This is a genomic window from Lacipirellula limnantheis (genome assembly GCF_007746075.1).
In the GTDB taxonomy this organism is placed as follows: domain Bacteria; phylum Planctomycetota; class Planctomycetia; order Pirellulales; family Lacipirellulaceae; genus Lacipirellula; species Lacipirellula limnantheis.
In genome coordinates this window covers 2,032,209-2,054,440 of the sequence record NZ_CP036339.1, presented here as the reverse complement: position 1 = coordinate 2,054,440, position 22,232 = coordinate 2,032,209, and the positions used below count along the sequence as shown (strand labels likewise).

At 63.8% G+C, this 22,232-nt stretch carries 18 protein-coding genes; 6 read left to right on the top strand and 12 right to left on the bottom strand.

Features of this window, described 5'->3' with window-relative positions; translation table 11 throughout:
- Nucleotides 1–64 precede the first annotated feature (64 nt).
- Nucleotides 65–922 (top strand): branched-chain-amino-acid transaminase, encoded by an 858-nt coding sequence (ilvE, locus tag I41_RS08060; RefSeq protein WP_145436281.1) that lies wholly within the window; start codon nucleotides 65–67, stop codon nucleotides 920–922.
- A 356-nt stretch (nucleotides 923–1,278) separates the two neighbouring features.
- Here ilvE and I41_RS08055 read toward each other — a convergent pair whose 3' ends face one another.
- The 5 genes from I41_RS08055 to I41_RS08035 form a co-directional block, all read right to left on the bottom strand.
- On the bottom strand, nucleotides 1,279–2,082 hold the full coding sequence (locus I41_RS08055) for a hypothetical protein (RefSeq protein ID WP_145432061.1): 804 nt from the start codon (nucleotides 2,080–2,082) through the stop codon (nucleotides 1,279–1,281).
- 223 nt (nucleotides 2,083–2,305) lie between these two features.
- On the bottom strand, nucleotides 2,306–4,066 hold the full coding sequence (gene recJ, locus I41_RS08050; protein WP_145432060.1) for a single-stranded-DNA-specific exonuclease RecJ: 1,761 nt from the start codon (nucleotides 4,064–4,066) through the stop codon (nucleotides 2,306–2,308).
- A 121-nt stretch (nucleotides 4,067–4,187) separates the two neighbouring features.
- Nucleotides 4,188–4,361, bottom strand: coding sequence for a 50S ribosomal protein L33 (rpmG, locus tag I41_RS08045; protein ID WP_145432059.1), 174 nt, complete (start codon nucleotides 4,359–4,361; stop codon nucleotides 4,188–4,190).
- Nucleotides 4,362–5,466: 1,105 nt separating this feature from the next.
- Nucleotides 5,467–6,252, bottom strand: coding sequence for an enoyl-CoA hydratase/isomerase family protein (locus I41_RS08040; RefSeq protein ID WP_246133834.1), 786 nt, complete (start codon nucleotides 6,250–6,252; stop codon nucleotides 5,467–5,469).
- Between the two features lie 127 nt (nucleotides 6,253–6,379).
- Nucleotides 6,380–7,675 carry an acyclic terpene utilization AtuA family protein gene (locus tag I41_RS08035; RefSeq protein ID WP_145432057.1) on the bottom strand — a complete coding sequence of 432 codons (1,296 nt, stop codon included), beginning with the start codon at nucleotides 7,673–7,675 and terminating at the stop codon, nucleotides 6,380–6,382.
- Nucleotides 7,676–7,923: 248 nt separating this feature from the next.
- On the opposite strand from I41_RS08035, the gene I41_RS08030 reads away from it, so the two are divergent.
- Nucleotides 7,924–9,534 (top strand): sigma-70 family RNA polymerase sigma factor, encoded by a 1,611-nt coding sequence (locus I41_RS08030; RefSeq protein ID WP_145432056.1) that lies wholly within the window; start codon nucleotides 7,924–7,926, stop codon nucleotides 9,532–9,534.
- 97 nt (nucleotides 9,535–9,631) lie between these two features.
- A complete protein-coding gene (locus tag I41_RS08025; protein ID WP_145432055.1) occupies nucleotides 9,632–9,862 on the top strand; it encodes a type II toxin-antitoxin system Phd/YefM family antitoxin in 231 nt (76 codons plus the stop codon).
- A gap of 31 nt (nucleotides 9,863–9,893) precedes the next feature.
- Here I41_RS08025 and I41_RS08020 read toward each other — a convergent pair whose 3' ends face one another.
- The 3 genes from I41_RS08020 to I41_RS08010 form a co-directional block, all read right to left on the bottom strand.
- Nucleotides 9,894–10,817: a serine/threonine-protein kinase gene (locus I41_RS08020; RefSeq protein WP_145432054.1), complete on the bottom strand. Its 924-nt coding sequence runs from the start codon at nucleotides 10,815–10,817 to the stop codon at nucleotides 9,894–9,896.
- Nucleotides 10,818–11,139: 322 nt separating this feature from the next.
- Nucleotides 11,140–11,514 carry a DNA polymerase ligase N-terminal domain-containing protein gene (locus tag I41_RS08015; RefSeq protein ID WP_145432053.1) on the bottom strand — a complete coding sequence of 125 codons (375 nt, stop codon included), beginning with the start codon at nucleotides 11,512–11,514 and terminating at the stop codon, nucleotides 11,140–11,142.
- A 108-nt stretch (nucleotides 11,515–11,622) separates the two neighbouring features.
- On the bottom strand, nucleotides 11,623–14,043 hold the full coding sequence (locus I41_RS08010) for a COG1361 family protein (RefSeq protein WP_145432052.1): 2,421 nt from the start codon (nucleotides 14,041–14,043) through the stop codon (nucleotides 11,623–11,625).
- Between the two features lie 684 nt (nucleotides 14,044–14,727).
- Between I41_RS08010 and I41_RS08005 the strand changes: the two genes are divergently transcribed.
- Nucleotides 14,728–16,161 carry a DUF1598 domain-containing protein gene (locus I41_RS08005; protein ID WP_145432051.1) on the top strand — a complete coding sequence of 478 codons (1,434 nt, stop codon included), beginning with the start codon at nucleotides 14,728–14,730 and terminating at the stop codon, nucleotides 16,159–16,161.
- 748 nt (nucleotides 16,162–16,909) lie between these two features.
- On the opposite strand, the gene I41_RS08000 is transcribed toward I41_RS08005, so the two are convergent.
- The 3 genes from I41_RS08000 to ispD all read right to left on the bottom strand — a co-directional run bounded on the left by I41_RS08000 (nucleotide 16,910) and on the right by ispD (nucleotide 20,444).
- Nucleotides 16,910–18,277 carry a glycerate kinase type-2 family protein gene (locus I41_RS08000; protein WP_145432050.1) on the bottom strand — a complete coding sequence of 456 codons (1,368 nt, stop codon included), beginning with the start codon at nucleotides 18,275–18,277 and terminating at the stop codon, nucleotides 16,910–16,912.
- A gap of 12 nt (nucleotides 18,278–18,289) precedes the next feature.
- Nucleotides 18,290–19,582, bottom strand: a complete 1,293-nt coding sequence (gene tyrS / locus I41_RS07995; protein ID WP_145432049.1) for a tyrosine--tRNA ligase — start codon at nucleotides 19,580–19,582, stop codon at nucleotides 18,290–18,292.
- A 118-nt stretch (nucleotides 19,583–19,700) separates the two neighbouring features.
- Nucleotides 19,701–20,444 (bottom strand): 2-C-methyl-D-erythritol 4-phosphate cytidylyltransferase, encoded by a 744-nt coding sequence (gene ispD / locus I41_RS07990; protein ID WP_145432048.1) that lies wholly within the window; start codon nucleotides 20,442–20,444, stop codon nucleotides 19,701–19,703.
- 195 nt (nucleotides 20,445–20,639) lie between these two features.
- Between ispD and I41_RS07985 the strand changes: the two genes are divergently transcribed.
- Nucleotides 20,640–20,843, top strand: a complete 204-nt coding sequence (locus tag I41_RS07985; protein ID WP_145432047.1) for a hypothetical protein — start codon at nucleotides 20,640–20,642, stop codon at nucleotides 20,841–20,843.
- A 202-nt stretch (nucleotides 20,844–21,045) separates the two neighbouring features.
- Complete coding sequence (locus tag I41_RS07980; protein ID WP_145432046.1) at nucleotides 21,046–21,609, top strand: GNAT family N-acetyltransferase; 564 nt, start codon at nucleotides 21,046–21,048, stop codon at nucleotides 21,607–21,609.
- A gap of 5 nt (nucleotides 21,610–21,614) precedes the next feature.
- Here I41_RS07980 and I41_RS07975 read toward each other — a convergent pair whose 3' ends face one another.
- Nucleotides 21,615–22,178 (bottom strand): RNA polymerase sigma factor, encoded by a 564-nt coding sequence (locus I41_RS07975; protein WP_145432045.1) that lies wholly within the window; start codon nucleotides 22,176–22,178, stop codon nucleotides 21,615–21,617.
- Nucleotides 22,179–22,232: the final 54 nt, after the last annotated feature.

The window sequence follows — 22,232 nt, the reverse complement described above, 5'->3', positions numbered from 1 at the left end:
CAGAGCAATTCTCATGTCCAGACTCTCTGCGTCCTCCGCGCCCTCTGCGGTGAAACAATCGAAGATGTCACGACAGGTCTACATCAACGGCAAACTCGTTCCCGCCGAGCAGGCGACCGTCAGCGTCTTCGATCATGGGCTGCTCTACGGCGATGGCGTTTTCGAAGGTCTTCGGGCGTACAACGGCAAGGTCTTCAAGCTCGACGAGCATGTCCGTCGGCTGTTCGAGTCGGCGCTCGCCATTCGGCTGAGCGTGCCGATGTCGCAGCCCGAGATGGCCAAGGCGATCGACGACACGGTCGCCGCCAATGGGATTAAGGACGGGTACATCCGTGCCGTGATCACCCGCGGCGCCGGCACGCTGGGGCTCGATCCCAATCGCTGCAGCGACCCGCAGATCATTATTATCGCCGACTCGATTAGCCTCTACCCGAAGGAGTTCTACGAGAACGGGCTGGAGCTGATCACCTCCAGCGTCATCCGCAATCATCCGGCGGCACTGAGCCCGCGAATCAAATCGCTCAACTACCTCAACAACATCCTCGCCAAGATCGAGGGGTTGAAGGCGGGCTGCGTCGAGGCCCTGATGCTCAACCATAAGGGCGAAGTCGCCGAGTGCACGGGCGACAATATTTTCCTCGTGAAGAAGGGCAAGCTCTACACGCCGCCGCTCGACGCCGGCATTCTCGAAGGGGTCACCCGTAACGCAGTGCTGGACTTGGCGTCCGAAGCAGGCATCCAGTCATCGGAGTCAGCGATCACCAAGCACGATGTCTACGTCGCTGACGAGTGCTTCCTCACTGGCACAGCCGCCGAAATCATTCCGGTCGTGAAGGTCGACGACCGCGTCATCGGCAGCGGCAAACCGGGTCCGATGACGAAGGAATTGACCGAGGCGTTTCATACGCTGGTGCGGGCGTAGCGAGCTGCGCCGAGTTTTGTACGCTGAAAGCGTTGCATCATTCAGCCCAGGGTTGTCGGCAAAGCCGACTACCCTGGGTTAGTGGAAATTGGCGACCACAACCCTGTAGGGGTTGAATCATCGATTAGCCGCCTCTGATTCAACCCTTGCACGGTTGTGCGAATTCATTCGGCTGGCGACCCAGGGTAGATTGCCTTGCAATCAACCCTGGGCTGAAAGATTGAATCCCTTCAGGATTCGATTTGCGTTTCGATCTCGAACGACGATGTCTAACGGCGTGGAAACCGACCCCCGGGCGGAGCCCGGGGCTGCAAGCCTCGCTACGACGATTCGAGCAGCGATCTAGGTTCCGCGGCCTACTTCGATTGCCCGCGAACCACGTCCTTACCCGTCTTGGCGGCAATAAACTGCTCGTTGTCGACCTTCTTGAAGTTCGCCAGGTGAGCCTGCGCCTCGTCGAGCCGGCGGCGGTCTTCGCGCGATAGCTGCCAGTAGAACATGTGGGTCGCTTTCACGACGTTCTTTTCGTCGCCGCCGAGGGTTCGCTTGATTTCCACCGGCACGACGCCATGCCGGGCGAACGCAGCATCAAGCGCGAGGCGCGGGCCGGGCGGGGGAGAATTGAACATCATTGCCGAGAGCTCGGCGTAACGGTCGGTGAATTCGCGGTACCGGTTGAGCTTTGCCGTATCCTCGGCCTTGATCGTCGCGGCGCGATAGGTCCACTCTTTGTTGGCCAGCGTCAGGCTGCCGGTCTCGGCGTCGAATGACTCTTCAAACGTCGGCTTAGCGGCGAATTTCAGCAGCGGATCTTTGTGCTCGGCCGCCCAGTCGGTCATCTTGTGCATCAGCTTTTCGACGCGGTCGACTTCAACGTCGGTCCGCCGTTCGCGCACGGTGTCGAGCAGGATGAACTGGCCCGATTTGCCTTCTTGGCCTTGGCGGTAGACGATAATCTGCTGCGGGTTGTCCATGAATTCGTAAACGGCCGCCTTTTCAAACAACGTCACCGTGTGGCTCACCGGCTCCGGCTCTTCGCCGACGTAGACTTCCGTTTCAATGCGGAATTCTTGCCCTGTCGCGACAGGCGAATTGGCTGCGACCTGCAGCAACCATGTGGCGACGATGGCGAACGACCAGCCGAAGAAATGGCGAGCCATGGAGGAACTCCCTTCCGAACAGCGCGGGGAACACGGACTTAGACGGGTGAGGAGCATACGAAAGCTGGCGCTGGGCGTAAACGTCGATCGCAATTTGTCACGCGGAGGCGCGTGGCGAGGGTGATAGCATCCCATGCCGATCTCTGTGCGCCGTCATCCTGAGCAGAGCGACGGATCTGGAAGCTCGATGGGGAAGCCAGATGCTTCGCTCCGCTCAGAATGACTAGCTGGCGCCGTTGGGGCCGCTGTCGAGGCGCCAGTCGGCAAGGTGAATTTCCACCGACGACCGCCCGCGATAGCGGTTGATCACCGGCCGAAAGGCGATCGATAGTTCGCCGTCGATCGCCGCTAGTTCATCCTCCCAGTCGCCGCCGCCGAAGGCCACGGCGCGGATCTTCACCCCTTCCTGATCGAACGTCATCGAGAGATGCCGCCCGGCCCCGCCGATGCGTTTTGGCCGTTCCGCGAGCCGGACGTTACTGGCGCACAGCACCGGCCGCAAGTTGCCGTGGCCGAACGGAGCCAGGCTTTCGATCTGCTGCACGGTGCGCTGCGTGAGGCAGTGGAGTGCTGTTTCGGCGTCGACGAACAGTTCGGCCAGGCCCGCGCCGCCGCCAAGCTCGCGGGTTGCGATTTCGCAGAACTTTCGGCGAAAGTCGGGTAAGTTGGCTTCGGTCACTTTCAAGCCGGCCGCCGCCGCATGCCCGCCGTGGCTGGCCAGCAATTCGCTGCACTCGGCGAGTGCGGCATGCAGATTGAACCCCGGAACGCTCCGGGCTGAGCCGATGCCGGGCTTGACGCCCAGCTTGTCGAGCGCGACCACCACCGTCGGTCGATGAAGCTTGTCGGCAATCCGACCGGCGACGATGCCGATGATGCCGGGGTGCCAATCGGAATCGGCGAGCACGAGGGCCGCATCACGGGCGGGGTCAAACCGCTCGCGGGCCTGCTTCTCGGCGCCTCGCAGAATGCTGCGCTCCATCGACTGGCGTTCGAGATTCAGTTCGTCGATGTACTGGGCCAGCTTCTCGGCCCGCACCTCGCTGTCGGTGGTGAGTAGCTCGATACCCAGTTCCGCCTGGCCCAGCCGACCGGCCGCGTTCAGCCGGGGCGCGATCGCAAAGCCGAGATCCTCGCATTCCAGGGCATGTTTCTCGTGCAGCTTGATCTGTCGCATCAGCGCCGTGGCGCCAACCGTGGGGTAGGCCGTGAGGCTTTGCAGACCGTGCCGCACGAGGATCCGATTTTCGTCGATCAGCGGCACCACGTCAGCCACGGTGCCGATGGCGGCCAGGCCCACCGCTTGCAGCAAGAAGAGGCGCATCCGTTCGCTGACTTTTTTGTTTTCCGCAACCCGTTGGCAGAGGGCCCAGGCGAGCTTGAACGCCACGGCGGCGCCGCACAGCCCCGTGAAGGGATAGTCGCTTCCTGGGAGCGCCGGGTGAACCAGCGCCGCCGCCGCGGGCAACACGTCGTCCATCTGGTGATGGTCGGTCACAATTAGCGTCAAGCCGAGTTGAGCCGCCAAGTGAGCCTCGGCGACGCTGCAAATGCCGCAATCGACCGTCACCACCACGTCGGCGCCTTGCTCGGCGAGCTTGGCGATCGCCTCGAGGTTCAGACCGTAGCCTTCGTCAATCCGGTGCGGCACGTAGAAATCGACGTTCGCGTCGAGTAGCCGCAGGCAGCGAAGCAGGATCGACGTGGCGGTCATCCCGTCGGCGTCGTAATCGCCGTAGATGGTGATTCGCCGCTTCGCGCGCAGTGCTGAGTAGAGGAGGTCTGCCGCGTGCGAGGCGCCCGGCAACAACTCGGGGTCGCGGAGCCCGTTGAGCTTCGGCTCCAGGAAGAGCCGCACAGCGTTCGGGTCGTGGATGCCGCGAGCTAGCAGCAACTGGGCGACGACGGTCGGCACCCCGGCGGCCCGCTCCAAGTCGGCGATGCGGGCCGGATCGTGCGGGGCAAGGCGCCAGTGTTTGGGCATGGACAAGGCTCCGCCTGCTCAGCCACAAGGGTTGACCCCGCCAGTCGCGGGGCAGCAACCCGCCTGAGCGGCAAACCCAGGGTTTGACCGCCGGCGAAAGAAACGTGACGCACGAAGAAAACTACTTCTTCTTCTCGATATGCATCGTGTGCTTGCGCAAGCGGGGGCAGAATTTGCTGAGCTTCAACTTTTCGCCCCCGGTTTTACGGCGGAGCGTGTAGTTGTAATCGCCCGTCTCCTCGCACACGAGGAATACGGTTTCCACTTTTTTCTTCCGCTTGCCGGTCTTCGCCATGACGTTACCTGCTATCTCAACGCAAAAAACTCTTTGATTCCCGGGTCGCCAGCGCGACACCTGCCGTGTCGGCGGCCTAGGTAGCCCAGCATTTTATGGACTTTTCGCGGGCGACGCCAGTGGGGGATCGCAAGACTCGGCAGGGCCACACCGCTCGACAAATGCCTGCATACGCGCTAGCAGACGGCTCATCCACCCCCTTGCTGATCGCGGAGCCGGGGGAGCGCACCGCGAGCCTGCGCTATTTGCGGTGGGCGCTCGCCGCATCCCAGTGCCCGAAACAGTCTTATGGGCACGACAAAAAAATAGCCTGAGGCGGCGGGCGCGGCCAACGCCGCGCACCGCCGCGCCTCAGGCAGGTGGAAGGAAAAGCCCGGCCAGACGTTGGAGGGCGCCAAACGCTGCTTGGTCCGGACTTTCCCCGTTGGGGTCGTCGTGAAACGCCGCTCGCGCTTCATTCTGAGCGCAGCGAAGGATCTAGAGCGACGATGGCCAGCACTCGGCTGACCCCGCCTGCCTTCCCGCCTGCGGTCAGAGCCGCAAGCCGATCGGGCCTCATCGGCCGCCATGCCCCCGCTCTCCTCGAGCAGAACCCGAGTACTAACGAGCGCGGCGATGCGCCATGATCTCTAGATTCTTCGCTTCACTCAGAAAGGAAAACGCTTCCGTCGAGGTAACAAGCGTCGCGTCAGCGATCACGAATCAGCCAATCGATGGAAACTCACGCGCCGGGCCGCCGGCGTGCGCAGCAGCGGGACGTGGGGTGAACCCGCGCACGCACGCCGACGGCCTGACCTGACAGGGATTGTTGCGTCGAATCGCCTCCGGCAACAGCCGCGTGATTCGACGCTCGCAGGAGGAAAATAACGAGGCGAGATAAGTAGCGAGATAAGTGCAGGCGCCGCGTCGAAGGAAGGGCCAGACGACCACGGCGTGGCCGGCGAACGTCAGCAACTCGTCACCGGCAACTGAAATCTAGGTCAGGTTGTCGAGTTGTCAAATGAATTGAAAAGATTCTTTACAGCCCCGGGCTCCGCCCGGGGGTAGCGTAACTCGGGGCGACGTCTGCCAGTGTGGCGACCGACCCCCGGGGCGGAGCCCGGGGCTATTTCCACACCGGTTGCCGGCCTTCGAGGAGCGCCGCGATCCCTTCCCCCGCTGCTTCCGTCGTGCGCGCCGTCGCGGCCATCGCGGCTCCGGACGAGAGCTGCGTCGCGAGCTCCTCGCCGAGCGTTTCGTTGATCAGTCGTTTTGTTAGCTGCATCGCTTCTGGCGCTCCAGCAGCGCATGCCTTCGCGAGCTCCATCGCACGCGCCCAAACGAACTCGGCGGCAGTCAACTCGTGGAACAGGCCGATGCGCTGGGCCTCGCTGGCGTCGATCGTCGCTCCGCTGAGCGCCAGCCGCGCCGCCTGCCCAGCACCGACGCGGAAGGCGACGAGCGGCGTCGCCAATCCGGCGACCATGCCGTGCCGGACGTCGGGTAGGGCGAACGTCGCGTTGGCGCTCGCCACCACAATGTCGGACGCCGCGACGAGCGCCGCTCCTGCGGACATTGCTGGTCCGTTCACCGCCGCGATGATCGGCTTGGTGATCTCCATCATCCGCACGACGAGGTCGCGAAAGTCGGCCGCGTCGGCGCCCCAATCCGCTTCGGGGGTCTCCGACTCTTGACTCGTCTGCATTTCGCCGACGTCGGCGCCGAGCGAAAAGCTGTCGCCCGCGCCGGTGATAATGATCGCCCGCACCCGCTTTTCAAGGTAGAGATCGTCGATCGCCTCAAGCAGCTGCTGCACCATCGACCGCGTGAGCGCGTTGCCGTAGTCGGGACGATTGAGCACGATCGTCGCGGCGACGTCGTAGACCTTCACTTCAATGGCGTTGCTGGGCATGTACATGAGGGAACTTTGGATGACGAACGACGAAGCCAGAATGACGAATGCGGAAGACTTGCTTGTCCATCCTCATTCGTCATTTTGGTTTCTCGATTGATTCTGTTCGTAGGTTCAACTTTCCAAACTAAACCCACTCTCGGGCAACGCGCGTCTCCACCGCAATATCGACCGCGTCGCGAGGCACGCGCACTGGCCAGCGGTTGCAGTGGACGTGCACGGCGGGCCGGCCGGCGGCAAGTCGCACGTGGGGCCGGTGGGCCGCTGCCAGTTTGACGACTTGTTCGGCGAATCGCTGGCATTCGACGGCAACCTGCGACTGGTAGGCAAGGAGGAGCCACCCCCCCCCGTCTCCCGTCCCCTGTAACTCCTCAACCGTCAGCACTCCAACGCCATCGCGAGCTCCCGGCAGGCAGCCACGCGCGATTGTCGCCAGATGCTGCCGCCAGCGGCGATCGGACGCCGCGGTGAATTCGAGGAGCGCCTCGACGGCGAAGCCGGCCTGATACAGGATTTCGAGTTCCCAGCAGTCATCGCCAGCGCTCCCCGTCGTGCCCTCGATCTGCAACTGTCCCTGGCCAGCCACGCCGCATGTTAGCGTCGCCACGCGCTCCTGCACGTCGGCGCGCCGACCCGCGCTCACGGACGCGGCCCCTGCACGCAGCCATTGCTGCAAACGCCCAGCCGCCCCTTGGTCGGCTAGCATCGGTTCGAGAAACACCTTGCCGGCGCAGTCGATCTCCACGCGACTCGGCCGCCAGATTCCGCTCGCGCGGTCGCCTGAAAGCGCTTCCCAATCGATCCAGCCCGTCGCCCGCGATGCAGCGGCGGCCGCGGCCAGCAAGTCGTACTGGTTCCATTTCCAGCCGAATTGATGAACGCTCGCGGCGGTCAGCGGCGCCGCCTCGTCAAAGGCGCCCGCCACGATGACCCGCGCCTGCTCCGCCAGTGCGAGGGCCAACGGCCCCGCGCCCAGCAGCAGGTCCGCGGCCAGCACCGGCGCCCTCAATTCCCGCCAGCGGGCGCCTGTCTCGGCATTGTCGAGCGGAATCCCCTCCCGCTTGAGCATCTCCAGAATCGGCAGCAGGTTGCTCCCGCGCACCGCCGCCAGCGGCGTCTCGCCGCAGCCTGCCTCCACAAGGACGGCAGCGGCCCGCTCGACGCAGGCGAAGGCGTCTGCCCAACCGGCCGAGGCGACCACATGCAGTTGCGGGTCGAGGTAAAGCGGTTTCACAATGGCCCGCAGCGCTTCGCCAAATCCGACGGCGTACTCCGGTAACTCCGCCGGAGCGTCGCCCGTTATCGCCGCCCAGCGCTGGCGCGGATAGTCGAGCTGGAGGTAGTCAAGCCGGGCCGACTCGGCCAGCTCTTCAATCCCCAGGGGGGCGCCTTCGCCATCGCATTGCAATCTTGCAAAACGCATATGCCGGTCGTGCGTAAGATTCCGAACGAACGGGTACGTTGAATTCTAGAAACGCCGCCACGCCGCTCTCGTGGCGAAAGTGCACCGCCGAGCGACCTCCCGCACTCGCCGCGACGTTGCCCGCCTCGTCGAAAATCGCTCGCAGCAAACACTTTACGCCTTTTCGAACCTCCGGACAACCGTCCGGCGGCACGACCTCTGCATCTCGTCCGATCCACTCTGATCTACCGCCACCGCCGAGTCACTTCATGAGGAAGCCCCCTGTGTCGACGAAGCCTCGCTCCCGTGCTCAAGTCAATGGATCAGCCTCGACGGTCGGAAACAAAGGAGGCGCTCCTGCCGGCGCCCGCAATGCTCGGCCGAAGCCCCAAGTCGACGACGTCCCCCATCTCGACGACGAAGACGCAGTCGAGGTCGATGCCCATGACGAGGAGTTCGAATCGGCTGAGATCGAAGGCGACGCCGCCATCGACGATCCCGTCCGCATGTACCTTATGCAGATGGGCGAGATCCCGATGCTGAACCGCGACAACGAGGTCGCCGCGGCGATTCAGATCGAATCGACCCGCCGCCGCTTCCGCCGGACCATGCTTTGCAGCGATTTCATGCTGCACGCCGCCGTCGACCTGCTGCAAAAGGTCTCCGACGGCACGCTGCGGCTCGACCGCACGATTGAAATTTCCGTTACCAACACGACGGAGAAGAAGCGGATTCTCAAGCGGATCGCTCCGAACCTCGCGACGGCCCGCCAGCTGCTGGGCTGCAACCAGCAGGATTATCGCCGCGCCGTCAGCCGTCGCACCACGGTCGCCGAGAAGCACCGCTATTGGCGGCGGATGATCGCCCGCCGCAATAAGGTGATTCGGCTCGTCGAAGAGCTGAACCTCCGCATTCAACGCCTGACGCCGCTGATGTCGCAGCTGCATGAGATCAGCGAGCGGATGTGGACGATCAAGTCGCAGCTGGCTCACGCTGAGCAGTCGTTTCACCTTGCGAACGACCACGAGCTCCGTCACGAGCTCCGCTACCTGATGCGGATCACTCAAGAGACGCCGGCGACGCTGCGTCGCCTCACCGCGCGAACTCTCCGCCGCAAAGAAGCCTACGACGCCGCTAAACGCGACCTCTCGGCGGCCAACCTCCGGCTGGTCGTCTCGATCGCCAAGCGGTACCGCAATCGCGGCATGAGCTTCCTCGACCTCATCCAAGAGGGCAACACCGGCCTGATGCGGGCCGTGGACAAGTTCGAGCATGCCCGCGGGTTCAAGTTCAGCACTTACGCCACCTGGTGGATTCGCCAGGCGATCACCCGCGCGATCGCCGATCAGAGCCGCACCATTCGTTTGCCGGTCCACATGATCGACACGATGAGCAAGATTCGGGCGGTGACGACCGACTTCGTGCAGCTACATGGTCGCGAACCGAATCCGGAAGAGATCGCGGAACTAGCCGGCCTGTCAGTCGACGACGCCCGCTGCGTCCACAAGATGACCCGCCAGCCGCTGTCGCTCGACCAGCCGGTCGGCGACCATGAAGACAACTACTTCGGCGAATTCTTGGAGGAGCAGCGCGACGAGGATCCGCTCTACGACACACACATGGAAGCCTTGAAGGCCCGGCTCGAAGAAGTGATGACCGAGCTGACCTACCGCGAACGGGAGATTTTGCGGCTCCGCTATGGCCTGGCCGACGGCTACACCTACACGCTGGAAGAGGTGGGCAAGATTTTCTCGGTGACTCGCGAACGGGTGCGACAGATCGAGTCGAAGGCGGTCCGCAAGCTGCAGAGTCCCTATCGTTCGCGGGCCCTCACCGGGTTCCTTGACGGCGTTGAACCGATGCCGATGGACGTGCCGTAAGGCACTGCAGGCTTACGAGCTTGTCGCGAGCCCGTTGTCGGGCGTGGTGGTTCGTTGAAGAGAAATCAGGGCGCGTGCCCATATCCAGGAGCTGCCGATGACCACCTTGCCCATCGATGAAGTCGCCACGCAACTGGCGGAGCTTATCCGCAAGCTTGCTCCCGGCGAGGAAATCATCATCGTCGACGGCGATTCCCCGGTGGCGAAGCTTTCGTCGATGACGAAGGCCGATCTGCCGGTCCTGGGGCGACTCGTCGTTGCCGAGGCGGTTCCGGCCGCCGCGGTCGACGAGGAGCACGTCAACGACTTCGCTCGTTACATGACCTGAACGAGCGGCGGCTGAGTGCGACGATCTAAGTTCAGGCCGACCTCGCCGCAAACGAGTCGATCTCCAGCCGTACGAGTTCATCGACGACCTCGGCAGCGCTCTCCGGCCGGCGCATCGGCTCTTTCGCCAGCATCCGCGCAATCAACGACGCCACTTCGGGCGGCGTGTCCGGCCGGCGAACGGTCACGCAATCGGGCTTCGTCTCGCGGTGCTGCCGAATCAGCGATTCCGCATCGCGGCCGACGAACGGCACCGTGCCCGTAATCACTTCGTACAGCGTCACGCCAAGGCTGTAGACGTCGCTCTGCGGCGAGGCCGAAAGTGCCGACGTGAGCGCCTCAGGCGCCAGGTAGTTCAGCGTGCCGTACACAGGGCGCGACGACCAATGCCGGCTCTCGCCGGGCGTGTGGACGAACCCCAGGTCGACCAGCGTCGCGTGCCCGTCGGGAGCGACGACGATGTTCGCCGGCTTCACGTCGGAATGAATCATGCGCGCCGTCGTATGAAGCGCATCGAGCGCTTCCGCCACTTGGCGGGCGATCCAGAGCGTCACCGCCATCGGCAGACGGCGCTGTTGCTCCAGAATCTTCGCCAGCGAACGCCCTTCAAGTTTCGGGCTTACCGTATAAAACGGCGGCTGGTCGACGCCGGCCGAAAGTACCGGCAGCAGGTGCGGGTGCGAGACCTTGCGTCCCACCCATGCCGCCCGGCGCTGCATCTCGATCGCGTGGGCGTCGCGCCACCACTCCTTGCGCAACACCTTGACGACGTACGACGCCGGTCCGTCCGCGGCGCCTTCGGCCGGCCGTGCGATATACACTCGCGCCAGTTCGCTCTCGTTAATCAGCCGGACCAGTTGCCAAGGGCCGATTCTGCCCACGAGCTTGCGCTCAAGGCTCGGCTGAGAGTGAACGGCGGGATGCTTGGTGGCGAACGATCTCTCGACGGTAGCCATTCGTGATGTACTTCGCTCCGGACAATCTGGGTCACTAGCGCAGACCGGTTGCGCGAAGCAACGCCGGCGTCAGCGCGGGGTCGACGGCGGGAATGCCGACCCCAGCACAGCAAATCGACCGAACGGACCACGGCGCTCAGTCCGAACGGGCTAATTTTGCGGACGGCGGCAGGGGGCCGTGAAGCTGGGAAATCAGCGGCGGGTTTAACGCAACGCCCCGCGAAACTGCAGGCCGCAGCAACGCCGGCGGCGTGTCGGCAGGTGCTTGCCAGCACGCGCCGTTGCTCACGGGGCGCGAAAATCGCTTCCGCTGAAGTTTCGCTCAAGCTGGCGATTTCTGCGGTAGCAGCAGTTCCGCATCAATCCGTTTCCCGTGCAGTCGCACCTGGAGATCTGCCGGCGTCTCGCCGAGCAGTTCATAATGGCCCCAATCATGTCGGCGGACGGCCCCCCGACCGCCGCTGATTGGGCCTTCGTAATCGAGGTATTCCAACCGATGGTCGGCAATTCGTGTCGCGTTGATCGACTGGGCGCCGGCATCCGTCGGCGACCGCACCCCGACTGTGCACCATGTCGGCGGCAATTCGGCGAGACTCCAGGTCAACAGCGCGCCATCGCGCTCGAGCATGAGGTCCCAGTGGCTCGGCTTGCCAAACGCTGGCGGGCAATCGTGATACAGCAAAACGAAGCGCAACATGCGCTCCATCGTCGCCAATCGACAGCCCCGCGCACAGTGCCGCGTTCGCCCGCAGAGCAAAGAAGGCGTTACTGACGGAGCTTCTCGAAGCGTGCGACGTCTTTCGACCTACAACCGATTTCCCAGCACCTGCACATTCTGAGCTTTATTGACGATCCCTGCCTGGCCTTGCGCCGCACTGCTGACGGCCTGAACATTGATCGTCACGTTGCCCGCCACGTTCGCGTTGACCGGGATCTTGTACTGCAGCGCTTCCCCGGGCGCGATCGTCGGCACGGCGGTGAACTCCACCGCTCCGCCGGCCAGCTTCGCCGTCGTCCCGGGCGGACCTTCTAGTGCCGTGAGGTCGGGCACGATCTCGGGCGGAAAGTAGACGCGGATGGCCATGTTCGCCTGCGGATTCGCCGTGGTATTGCGCACCATCACCGTACAGGTCGTCCGCGTCCCGACGCGCAACGAGGGCGTCTCTCCCTCGCGAACCGGCGTCGCGCCAATCTGCACGCCGACGGCCAACGGCTGGAACGCCGCCGGAGGAGCAATCCCGCCGGTCGCTGGCGCCCCGCCGCGCGGCGGCGTGATCTCGATCTCACGCTCCGCCGACGTCGGGATGCGTGCGCCGGGCGGATCGGTCTCGGCGGATCCATCCACCAAAATCGTCGCGCGCGTCGACTGTCGCAACAGACAATTGACGCGAAACACCTTCTTGGCCCCCACCTCAAGTCGCTCGATGAGACGTTGGACTTGTCCGCTGATCACCTCGGCCCCTTGGTCCGTCGGCTGCGGCGAGATCGGCGGCGGGTACGTTTCGGTCAGCCGGACGTTTACCAGCGGGACCTCGCCCGTATTGGTCACGACAATGTCGATCGGCACCGTCTGATTCTGTTCGCCTGCCAACGGCGCATCAATCGCAACCCGGAACGCTGCGTTCCGCTGCGGAGCCGGATCGGTAGCCGACACGCAGGTCCGCTGGCTTTGCGGGCCGCCCCCGTCCCACCGCACGGCCACCGTTTGGCACAGCGACCCTGCCTTGGTGACTTGCAGATTGATTGGCACGGTGCGCGACTCGCCTGGCGGAATCGAGCCGATGCCGGCGTTCTCAATCTTGTTGCTGGCGGGCTTCGCCGGGAAGAGGAGCCCCACGTCGAATTCGTCCGTCAGAACCACGTTCGTCGCCAGCGACTGTCCCGTATTGCGAATCGTCGCCACGGCCTGAATGGTGCTGCCCACGACGGCCGTTGACGGCGACTGAACCGTCAGCTCCAGCCTCGCGGGCCCCGCGGTCGCCACTGGCGGGGGCGTCGCCGGCGCGGCAGTGGGCGGATTGGTCGTTGGCGGCGTCGTCGGCACGGTGGGAATGGCCGGGACGGCGGGCGTCACCGGCGTCAGCGGAGCTGAAGTCGACGGGACGTACGTCGATCCCCCCGACCAGTTGATGATTGTCGAGCCATTGCCGATCACCAGCCGCGGCGAATCGCTGCCGCCAAAATTCGCTGGCCGGACCAGTTGCATGTCGATCTTCGAACTCGCTGCCCCGGCGGCCGTGGGCGAAACTTGCACCGAGGCGCGGCCATCCGCGTCGGTGACTACCTCGCTCACCCGCCCAGCACCGCCGCCGCCGCTTCCGTCGGAGACCTCATAGCGCACGATCCAACCGGCCAGCGGCGTGCCGTCCGACTGTCGGTTCACCTGCGTCGTCAGCGTCTCGCGCCCCCCGCTGGTGACGGCCGCTGGCGGGAAGGTCCACTGCACGTCGACCCAATAGATCGTGGCGACTTGCTTTCGCAGATTCCAAGCTTCGACCGTCGGCGTGTAGGCGGTAACGTGGCTCGTCCCCTCACGCGGCGCCGTCACCGTGACCCACGCATCGCCCCGCAGGATGTTGACGTCGTCGCTCGGGTCCGGGGTGCCGCGATTGATGCAGTGGGGGCCGTTGGCCGTGTAGGTCGTCGCCAAATAATTGTCAGTCTTTTTGCCCGCGTTCCACGGGAAGATCGACGGGTGGAACGCCCCCTTACCGCTCACTTCGACGAACTCGCCGACGCCGTCGCGCGCCAACAGCCACTCAATCTTCTGCTCGGCGAGCGTGTATCCCTCGGTGGTGCAGATGTTCGCCTTCAGCACCACCTCAGTCCCCACGGGCGCGAGGATTCGTTCGGGCGAAAGGGTGAGCCGATCTTGCGGCGTCGCCACCTGCGTCGACACCGGCGCGATGGGGACGCCCGGGGCCGCCGCGGCGACGGCGGGCAGTTCTGGTTGCGGAAACACCGGATCTGTGGTCACGGGCGGTGCGGTGGGGTTGCCGGGGATCGCCGGCAGCGTGGCCGTCGCCGCCGGGAACACGGTGGCTGGCGGGGCGACCGTGGCAACCGTCGCCGCTTCATCCTTCGGCCAAATCAGACACCGCTCGCCCGAGGGATCGATTCGCGGGCAGCGGGGACACCGCAACCCCGCGCAGCCGCCGTCCATCAGCGCGCAGGCGATCGCCAGCGCTGCCAAGACTCGTCGGCGGGTAAGGGGGAGCGAAAACATGTGGGGAGGGCGAAAAACTGCCCTGCGGCAGACGGATCACCGGCGCAAGGAGCGCGCGGCCACCGTGCGCGCAGGGGCACAGTTGGTAAAATGTAGCGCCTAGATAAGCGAGTGATGCCGGAATCCCACACGAGGTGTTGCTTTTTCGCCTCACGTCGGCAGTTGACGCCAATTCTGCCGATTCTTCGGCCTTGGCAATCGAAATAAAAACCGGCTCGGAGGCCCAGGGGTCGGAAAATGCCAGTTGCTCGCCGCGGGACGCAGAGAGACGCCGCTCGGCAAAGAGATGAAGGCGGCGACCCGATCCGTTTGCGTAGGTCTGCGTCCATCTGCGTCCTTCGGCGTCCTTCGGCGTCCTTCGGCAGTTTCAACTGATCGCTGGTTCCCTTGGCGTCCAGGGCGGTCAAAATTCCTCCGGAACGCCCCAAAGGGAGGCGAATTCTTGCTTCCCCGCCCGGCCCGAATTATGATCAGAAGCATCGGCCCTTGCCCAGTTTACGCCGTTTCGCCAATCCGAAACGACGGCTGGGCTGGGCTGTTAGGAACCGGCGGGGCGAGGGCTCCGCTGATTCGGAACGAACAGAGAACTCTGACCGCGCCACGGACCCGCTCGTTGATCGCCAGTCGGCGAGCGGTTTGGTCCATCGGTCGCCAAATCAACCATTCTGATCCGCTGAGGTCGTCATGTCGTCCTATCTGCCCGTCGCCCGTCTCTCGCAGCGTCTGACCACCGCGGCGATTTGCTGCCTCGTGGCGGTCGCCGGGTCCAACGCCTGGGCCCAAATCGACGGCGGCGGCGGTGGCGGCACCGGCGGCGGCACTCAAGGCACCGGCCCCTTCTCCGGCGTCGCCGTCGATGCCGACGGCGTGCTGAAACGGCTGGAGAAGAGCGACCCGAATGGCCAGTTGATGCGAACTCGCATCGAACAAGCCCAGGCCGAATTGGGACAAGACGTGTTCAAGCCGAGCAAGCTCCGCAAGGTCTCGCTCTCACGCTTGATCAAGCTGATGGACGCCGCCGTTGCGTCGGGCGAAGGCCCCGATGAAGTGATGCGCAGCCTTGCGGGCCTCACCCGCGTGAAGTACGTCTTCTACTATCCCGAAACCAAGGACATCGTCCTCGCCGGCCCCGCCGAGGGCTGGGTCGAAACGCCCGATGGCCGCGTCGTCGGCTGGGATTCGGGACAGCCGATTCTTCAATTGGAAGACTTGGCCGTCGCGCTGCGGACCTTCGCTCCGCAGGGCAAGAAGAACGCGCTCGTGTACTGCTCCATCGACCCGACTCAAGAAGGGCTGATGCAGATGCAGCAATTTCTCAGCCAAATGGGCCGGCAGATTGGCCCCGGCGACGAGCAGTTTATCGTCGACGGCCTGCGTGAAAGTCTCGGGCTGCAAGTGATTACCGTCGGGGGCGTTCCCGCCAATACTCACTTCGCCCAGGTGTTGGTCGAGGCGGACTATCGGATGAAGCTCATCGGCATCGGCCTCGAAGAACCGCCGGTAAACATCGCCAGCTGGGTGGCGATGGCCAATCCCGCCACGGTGGCTCGTAACGCCCTGCAGCGGTGGTACTTTGTTCCCGACTATCAACGCATCAAAGTCGCCGACGACGGTCTGGCGGCCGAGTTCGTCGGCAGCGGCGTCAAGCTTGTCGGCGAAGATGAAGTCGTCGGCGCCAATGGCGGCCGCACCGGCACCGCCGCCCAGAGTCCGGCCAGCAAGAAGTTCACTCAAAGCTTCACTCAGAAGTACAACGAGCTTGCCGAGCGGGCTCCGGTCTACGGCCAGCTTCGCAACTGCGTCGACATGCTCGTCGCGGCGGCGTTCATCCAGCAGCAAGATCTCTACGGTCGGGCCGAGACCGATCTTGGCGCCCTCGGCGACGAATCGGCCTACGCAGTCGAAACCTACAACGCCCCGAAGCAAGTCGCCACCGCGGTCAACAGCATGTGGAAAGGGCGCAAACTGATGACGCCCGTCGGCGGCGGCGTCGAAATTCGCGCCAACCAAGCGATCGAAGCCGAAAACCGCCTCGCCGACAACGATGGCGCGGTGGCGAAGGCGAAGGATGCGATCGACCTCAGCAGCCTCCCCGCCAGCCAATGGTGGTGGGACTAACGCCACTAGCCGCGGGTCAACGCCCCGCCGGAGCCGCGCTCAATCAGCGCCACGCCCATTCAGCCCCCGGTTCCTAAAACCGGGGGCTTTTTCATGCGCCCAAAGGTATTGCGAACCTCTTGCCGTTGTAGTCGCCATCTTCGGGGGCCTCAGAGGGCATCGTGTCGGCTAGCTCCCGAAAGTCACGCCGCAAGTGCGTGTAGAAATTGAACATATTATGTAGAAATTCAACATACTCATGGCTGGCCAGAACTCAATTTCTCGCCTAATCGCACAACTCGCGATTCCACTTTTAGCCGCGAATGGTTTTAAACATCGCGTCTCGACAACCGCCAAACTTTTTGCGTCTTCTCACGCCTCTTCGCGGCCCAAGAAAATCCAGTGATTTCTTTGTTGAAAATGGCCACTCAATCCAATACGGTACACACGTCCACATATCGGTCTTTGACAACCAACCGCAGGTAAGTCCACCGGCCATCGACCAAGAATCGATGACGGACACGGGGTCGCTGCGCGCCTCCTTTAACAGACATCCAATTGTTCCATGTTGTCCAAATCATGTTTGCCGACATGGCCAACGCGGCCAACATGCGTTCAGGAACGATAAATGTCGCGAGCGTGCAACTCGCAACCTCAGACAGCGTAGCCACTTACGCTTTGTGTCGCGAAAAACGCGTTTCGCGACAATAAGCGACTCGACACAGAAACGTCGCGCCAATCGACACTCTCGCCAGGTCAATCCACTGGCTCAGTCAGCACGACTCACAGTCAGCACGCGCAGGTCGCATACGTTCGTATGCGTCGGCCCAGTCCGCAGCAGCCCGCCGACGGCATCGAAAAAGGTGTAGGCGTCGTTGCGAGCCAGTGAGGGCCGCGGATCGAGATGGAGGCGTTGCACCTTGGCGGCGATAAACTCGTCCACACAGGCCCCAGCGGCGTCGGTAGGGCCATCCTCGCCGTCGGTGCCGCCAGAAATGAGACAGAGCCGTCGCCAGTCGCTCAGTTCAGCCAGGGCCGCCAAGCACAACTGCTGGTTGCGGCCCCCCTTTCCCCGCTCGGCGGCGGGCGCCAAGCGAACCGTCGGCTCCCCGCCGCTAATCAAGCAATCGGGACCAGACTCGTCGCGCATCCGCTGGGCCAGCGCCACGATCCCCGCGGCGACTCCTTCGACCGCACCCTCCGGGGCATTGGCCGAGACCATCGCGTGGCTGTAGCCAAGTCGCTCGGCCTCGACGCCCGCCCCATCGACGGCCGTGGCGTTATTGCCGATGAGGAGATTGGAGATTTCACACCCAAACTTGTTGGCGGTTTGGCCTGGAGCATCTCCTTCGATGGTCCGCCGCTGCAGCAAGTCGCGAGCTTTAGCGCCGGCGGGGAAATTAGCGAGCGACAGCGCGTCGATAACATCGATGGCGGCCCGCGGCTCGGCCGCGCCCAACACCGTGGGTCCCGACGATATCGCGGCCAAATCGTCGCCCGGCACATCCGAGAGAATCAGGGAGACTAGTCTTCCCGCTCGACAGGCGGCTGCGAGTCCGCCCCCTTTGACTCGGCTCAGCGCGCGGCGAACCGCGTTCATCTGTGCGATCGTCGCCCCGCGGGCCGACATTTCGCGCGTCAGCTCCACCTTGTCCTCAAGGGCAAACCCGTCGATCGGCGCCGGCAGCAACGCCGAGCCCCCGCCGGAGACCAGGCAAATGCATAAGTCACGCGGACCGAGTTGGCTGACGATGCGCAGCATCTCGCCGACGCCTACCATCCCCTCCGCCGTCGGCTCGTTCACGCCGGCCGGGCGCCCGGCGTGTAAACGAATCGCGTCGGTCGGCTGGAGGCAATCGGCAGGGACGTTCACGACGCCGCTGACCCGCTTTGCCCGCAACATCCGCGGGCCCAACGCCTGCTCCAGCGCCACAGCCATGCCGGCGGCCGCCTTGCCGCCCCCAGCGACCGCGATTCGATCCATGGCGTTGAGGTCGAAGAACTCCTCGCCGAGCCGCAGCGTCGAGCCCTCGACCTCGACCGCGTCGAAGACGAGTTGCGGCGAGCGGACTGCCTCTAGCCCGGCCCGCCAAATACGGAGCGCGTCCGCTCGCAACTGTTCCGGGGTGCGTAGCATGCCGCTAGCCTATCAGGCGAAACGGAGCAGGGCGTATTTTTTCTTGCCGCTGCGAAGGACCACCACCGTTTCGCTGGCGAGGCTCGCTGGCGTGAGAGCTGCGTCGACGCCGTCGACGCGCCGGTTGTTGACGTACGCCCCTCCCTGGGTCACCGTCCGGCGGGCTTCGCCTTTGCTCGCAGCCAGGCCAGCTTCCACCAGCGCGTCGATCACCGGCAACCCGGCCCCCTGCAGCGAAGCGGCGGGGAGATCTTTGCTCGGCACGTCGGCGAAAATCTGCCCGAGTTCCTTATCCGAGAGGGAACTAATTTCGGCGCCAAAGAATATGTCCGTCGCCTGTTTTGCGGCAGTCAAACCGGCCTCGCCGTGAACGAGCTTGGTCAATTCCTCGGCCAGCCGCCGCTGGCTTTCACGCTTCGCGGCGTCGGCGACGCGGGCGGCGTCGAGGGCTTCGATCTCGGCCTGCGGTAGTTCGGTCAGGAGTCGCAAGCAATTCGCCGCGTCCGCGTCGTCCACGTTGAACCAGTATTGGTAGAACGCGTAGGGGCTCGTCCGCTCCGCAGCCAACCAGACGGCGCCTGACTCGGTCTTCCCCATCTTCGCGCCGTCGCTTTTGGTAAGCAGCGGCCAAGTGAAGCCCTGCAAGTGCGCCCCCCGCATTCGCCGCGCCAGGTCGATCCCCGCGGTGATGTTCCCCCATTGGTCGCTCCCGCCAGCCTGCAACTCGCACCCATGCCGATCGTGCAGGTGAACGAAGTCGTACGCCTGCAACAACATGTAGCTGAACTCGGTATAGCTCATGCCGGCCTGCGGGTCGCCGGCGTCGCCGCGCCCGAGCCGCCCCTTCACCGAGTCTTTGGCGAGCATGACGTTCACCGGAAAATTCTTTCCGATATCGCGAAGGAATTCCAGATAGCTCCAGGGCCCTGTCCAATCGAAATTGTTGAGCAACAGCGCGCGAGGCTGGCTTTCATCGAAGTCGATGAACTGCTCCATTTGCCGCTTCATGCCGTCGATATTCAGCTGCAGCTGCTCCTTGCTGAGCAGATTACGCTCGGCGCTTTTGCCGCTGGGATCGCCGATCATTCCCGTGGCTCCGCCGACGACGGCAATCGGCCGATGCCCCGCTCGCTGGAATCGCCGGAGCATCATGACGCCGAGCAGATGACCGACATGCAGGCTATCGGCCGTCGGGTCGAAGCCGACGTAGAAGGTGCGCGGCTTCTCGGCCAGCCAAGCGCCCAGCGCCGGGTCAGTCGTCTGGTGAACGAGGCCGCGCCACTGCAGGTCTGCGAAGAAAGGCATATGCTTATCGTTGAGGATATTGGATTGCTGGCGTCGCGAAGCGGCCCCGCGCTGCCGCGAGTCTTCGACAGTGCATCATAAATCAGCAATCCCAAATCATAAATCGCTGATTCTCCGGCTATCGCCAGAGATCGTCGCCCGCAAACGGGTGCGAGAATCCCTCGGGCTTCGCCTTAGGGAGCACCTTGAGGACTTGCTCGGCCAGGCGAAGGTCGTCCTTGGTGGTGATCTTCAAGTTCAGCGCGGAGCCCTCAACCAGTGCGACCGACGCTCCGATTCGCTCGACCAACTGGGCATCGTCGGTCAGGGCTGCCGTACGAGCTGCGTAGGCTTTGTTGATCAGTTCACGCCGAAAGACTTGCGGAGTTTGGGCCTCCCAGAGCCCGGCGCGGTCCACCGTTTCGGCGATTGTCGCCGGCTTGCCCGGCGCGGCCCGTTTGAGCGTCGCGGCGACTGGGATCGCCAGGATCGCGGCGCCATGCTGCTCGGCGGCGGCGAAGACTTGGTCGATCAGCTTGTCGGCCGTACAAGGCCGAGCCGCGTCGTGGATCGCGACGAAGTCGATCTCGTCGCGAACCTTCGCCAACGCGTTCTGAATCGAATCTGTTCGCTCCGCCCCGCCTGGACAGACTTCGACCCCCATGATCGCTAGGTTAGCGCCGAACTTACGGCCGAATTCTTCGCGGTCCTCTTCCGCCACGACGACGATGACTTGTTTCACATCCTTGCGATTGAGGAAGCGTTCGGCCGAGTGAAGCCAGACGGCGCGCCCGCCGAGGTTCGCGAAGGGCTTCTTGTAGTTCGGATCACGGAAACGGGTGCTGCGTCCCGCGGCGGGGAGGACAACGGCAAAAGTGGGCATCGATCTCGCCCTCGCAGGTCGAAACGGGAATGAGGTGAGGCGGCGGCGTGAAGGGAGTAAAGCTTAATCGCCCAGCCCAAGGCATGGGAAGAAGTGAGGGTACACGGCCGCCAGCGACCGAGCGAGCGTATGGTATGCTCTAACTGGCCGAACAAGTCGCCGGTCCGAATCTTTCCGAGCCCAGGGCAAGCCAACATGCCAGACAACGTCGACCCGCGGCACGCCGAGCTCGTCGCCTGGCTCTCCGAGCGCGGCCATTCTCCGGACGAGATTACTAAAATTCTCGCCAAAGTAGCCGAGTACGACGCCCGCACGATCAACGAATCGATCTTCGATTCGATCGATGCCGGCGAATTTGATCTTGCCCCTCTGATCAAGGAGGCCCTCGGCGAAGATTAATCGAGTTGGCTTTTTGCGGCTCGTCTGGGTGGCGCCGATTCTTGCTTTCGGGCATTGACGGCAAATCCAAAGCCGCGGCCAGATGCTCGAGGTCGAGCGGCGAATTCATCGCTCGGCGCGACCCACGGTTGGCGGCGCAGCGTACCCTTTGGTAGGGTAACCCCAACGTTGTCGCTATGAGGATCGTCCTTTGATTGCCGCCATGCCCGTTGAAAACTGGGACGTGCGCGAGTTCACGCCAACTCAGGCCAGGCAGATCGGCGATCTGATTGCTCAGGTCTGGCCGAAGCCTCATCTCACGGCCGCGGACCGAGCTGAGCAACAATTGACGCTTGGCCGAGAGTACCGCGGCAGGCCTGGGCCAGCGCCGCGCTCGCTCGTCGTCGTTGAGGATGATCGGGTGATCGCCCATGCGGCGCTGCTCCCGCGCGAGATTCGGACCAGCGAGGGGACAATGCTCATCGGCGGTCTAGCGCGCGTTTGCACCGACTCGTCGCAGCGAGGGCGGGGGCTAGGCGAATTGGTCGTACGGGCGGCGTTCGGACTGATCGATGCCGGCGAGTTTTCTTTCGCCCTGTTTCAGACAAATCACCTCGTTCGCGGATTCTACGAAAAGCTTGGCGCCGTGACGGTCCTGAACCCGATCACCAACTCGCTGGGCGAGGGACCGAAGACATCCCCATTTTGGGATGAAGTCGTCATGAGATACCCCGGCGGCGACGGCTGGCCGAGCGGAACCATCGACTTGCGCGGGCCGGGCTTCTAATGTGGTTATCGGGCGCCGGCGTTACGCAGCTTGGCGCGGGCACGCGTGAGCATCGGGCCAACGCTATTGGTGGGCATGCCGGTGCTACGGCTGATCTCCTGGTAGGTCTTTCCCTCCAGGTGATACATTCGCACAACCGCGGCCTCGCTCTCATCGAGCTGTTCCATCAGCTGTTCGACCTCTTCGCGGTCGGTCATGCGCTGCTCGCTCGCCGAGCCATCGCCCCCTGCCACGGCATCGGCGGCCGAGCCGAGCGACGTGGTTGTGCGCGTATCAACCAATTTCCGCACAACGATGCGCCGAGCGACAACCGTCAGATAGGTGGCCAAACTACTTTTGCCGCGGAAGTGCCGCAACACGGCAAAGTCATCGCGGACAATGGCGAGCAAGACGTCCGCCGTCAGGTCCTCGCGATCGGCTGAGCTCAGCATGATCGAGCGGCAGCGAGCCGTGTGGTTCACCACATGGATGACGAGGCCGGTAAAGCGATCGACGAAATCTTCCCACGCTCGCGGTTTGCGTGCGAGGCAGCGTTCCAGCAAGTTGCGGTCGATGTCGGAAAGCGCCACGTTGGTTCACCACCTTATCGGTTGAGCCCCATAGCTCCTGGCCTTGTGAGCGAA

Coding starts and splice junctions, on each gene's coding strand:
- I41_RS08035 (WP_145432057.1), bottom strand. CDS start 7,675: ATGCGTTTTGCAAGATTGCAATGCGATGGCGAAGGCGCCCCCCTGGGG.
- I41_RS08000 (WP_145432050.1), bottom strand. CDS start 18,277: ATGCTACGCACCCCGGAACAGTTGCGAGCGGACGCGCTCCGTATTTGG.
- ilvE (WP_145436281.1), top strand. CDS start 65: ATGTCACGACAGGTCTACATCAACGGCAAACTCGTTCCCGCCGAGCAG.
- I41_RS07985 (WP_145432047.1), top strand. CDS start 20,640: ATGCCAGACAACGTCGACCCGCGGCACGCCGAGCTCGTCGCCTGGCTC.
- recJ (WP_145432060.1), bottom strand. CDS start 4,066: ATGCCCAAACACTGGCGCCTTGCCCCGCACGATCCGGCCCGCATCGCC.
- I41_RS08025 (WP_145432055.1), top strand. CDS start 9,632: ATGACCACCTTGCCCATCGATGAAGTCGCCACGCAACTGGCGGAGCTT.
- I41_RS08005 (WP_145432051.1), top strand. CDS start 14,728: ATGTCGTCCTATCTGCCCGTCGCCCGTCTCTCGCAGCGTCTGACCACC.
- I41_RS07980 (WP_145432046.1), top strand. CDS start 21,046: ATGCCCGTTGAAAACTGGGACGTGCGCGAGTTCACGCCAACTCAGGCC.
- I41_RS08010 (WP_145432052.1), bottom strand. CDS start 14,043: ATGTTTTCGCTCCCCCTTACCCGCCGACGAGTCTTGGCAGCGCTGGCG.
- ispD (WP_145432048.1), bottom strand. CDS start 20,444: ATGCCCACTTTTGCCGTTGTCCTCCCCGCCGCGGGACGCAGCACCCGT.
- I41_RS08040 (WP_246133834.1), bottom strand. CDS start 6,252: ATGCCCAGCAACGCCATTGAAGTGAAGGTCTACGACGTCGCCGCGACG.
- rpmG (WP_145432059.1), bottom strand. CDS start 4,361: ATGGCGAAGACCGGCAAGCGGAAGAAAAAAGTGGAAACCGTATTCCTC.
- tyrS (WP_145432049.1), bottom strand. CDS start 19,582: ATGCCTTTCTTCGCAGACCTGCAGTGGCGCGGCCTCGTTCACCAGACG.
- I41_RS08020 (WP_145432054.1), bottom strand. CDS start 10,817: ATGGCTACCGTCGAGAGATCGTTCGCCACCAAGCATCCCGCCGTTCAC.
- I41_RS08055 (WP_145432061.1), bottom strand. CDS start 2,082: ATGGCTCGCCATTTCTTCGGCTGGTCGTTCGCCATCGTCGCCACATGG.
- I41_RS08015 (WP_145432053.1), bottom strand. CDS start 11,514: ATGTTGCGCTTCGTTTTGCTGTATCACGATTGCCCGCCAGCGTTTGGC.
- I41_RS08030 (WP_145432056.1), top strand. CDS start 7,924: ATGAGGAAGCCCCCTGTGTCGACGAAGCCTCGCTCCCGTGCTCAAGTC.